General features: G+C 70.2%; 2 protein-coding genes. Both read left to right on the top strand.

The features are described 5' to 3' along the window. A partial coding sequence (locus tag GPA_RS14915) for a 4Fe-4S dicluster domain-containing protein (RefSeq protein ID WP_041239745.1) occupies positions 1 to 452 on the top strand: 452 nt, incomplete at its 5' end. Between the two features lie 420 nt (positions 453 to 872). Then, a partial coding sequence (larE, locus tag GPA_RS19580) for an ATP-dependent sacrificial sulfur transferase LarE (RefSeq protein ID WP_231847669.1) occupies positions 873 to 1545 on the top strand: 673 nt, incomplete at its 3' end.

Here is a 1545-nt window from a genome sequence, read left to right as displayed (position 1 = left end):
CGCCCGACGAGCCGCTGGCGGCTTGGGCGCTGCGCTTCGCCGCGTCGCTGCCCGGCGTGCTCACGGTGCTCTCGGGCATGTCCACGCCCGCTCAGGTGGAGGAGAACGTGCGCACCATGCGCGCCTTCCGCCCCGTCGGCCCCGAGGAGCGCGCGGCGCTCGACCACGTGCGCGCCATCCTGGACGGCATCCCCACGGTGCCGTGCACCGACTGCCGGTACTGCCTGAAGTCGTGCCCGCAGGGCGTGCGCATCCCCGCCGCGCTCGCATCGCTCAACATACTGGCGCTGTACGGCGACGAGCACCGCGCGCAGGAGAACTACGACTGGAACGCCTCGGCGGGCCCGGCGTCGTCGTGCGTCGCGTGTGGCGCGTGCGAGGACGTGTGCCCCCAGCGCATCGGCATCGTGCGCGAGCTCGTGCGGGCGGCGGGGCTGTTCGAGAAGAGGTGAGGCGCGTCGTGCCGATTGGCTTCCCGTGCAGTGCGGGGAGGGGAGCGCCGGTCCTGGTCGGCCGCGGGAGGGACGGGCGTCGAGTGCGGCTGTCGGAGGGGAGCGGGCGCTGACCGCAGCCGGCTGGAGGGGTTGCCGCGAAAATCGGCCTCTTCTGCCAAAAACGAGGCGGTTTGGCAATCTTGAGGCGCGTCTTCGTATTCGAAAAGCGGGCTGTGCGGATGAAATACCAGGTCGTCGGCGATCGACTGCTCTGTCACTCGTTGCCGCGATTGCCAAACCGCCTCGTTTTTGACACGGCGGGGCGTTTGACGCTACCGTGCGCCTTGCCGCGGGACCATGTGGAACCGATAGCCTGCTTGACTTGGAGCACGCTCCAAGTTGTATGGTGGGTGAAACCTTGTGGGAAGGAATGCATCGATGTTCGAACAGGATGAGGCCCCGTTCGTCGGCCTCGGCCAGGAAGCGGGCGCGGAGGCGCTCGACGCCTTCTTCGCGCACACGCCGCGGCTGGCCGTGGCGTTCTCGGGCGGGTGCGATTCTTCGTATCTGGTGGCAGCGGCGCGCCATGCCGGCGTGGACGTGCGGGCCTACCTCGTGCGCACGGCGTTCCAGCTGCCCTGCGAGATAGCCGACGCCGAGCGGTTGGCGGCCGAACTGGGCTTCGAGCTGGCCATCGTCGACGCCGATGTGCTGGCAGAGGACGCCATCTGCGCGAACCCTCCCGACCGCTGCTACCGGTGCAAGCGCTTCATCTTCTCCACGATACTGAAGCGCCTCGAGGAGGACGGCCTCGCCGGCACGCCCCTGGCCGACGGAACGAATGCGACGGACGACCCCGCCCGCCGCCCGGGCTTCCGCGCGCTGGCCGAGCTGGACGTGGTATCGCCGCTGCGCCGTGCGGGCCTGGGCAAAGACGACGTGCGGGCGGCCTCGCGGGGGCTCGGGCTGTTCACGGCGGGCAAGCCCAGCTTCTCGTGCCTGGCCGTGTACGTGCCGGAAGGGGAGCGCATCACGGCGGCATCGCTCAAAGCGGCGGCGCGCTCGCCCGAGGTGGTCTCGCGGCTCGTGACGCGCAACGCGGCTATCGGGG

The sequence above is a fragment of the Gordonibacter pamelaeae 7-10-1-b genome (genome assembly GCF_000210055.1).
Taxonomy (GTDB): Bacteria; Actinomycetota; Coriobacteriia; order Coriobacteriales; family Eggerthellaceae; genus Gordonibacter; species Gordonibacter pamelaeae.
This window is presented reverse-complemented; position numbering and strand designations above follow the sequence as displayed.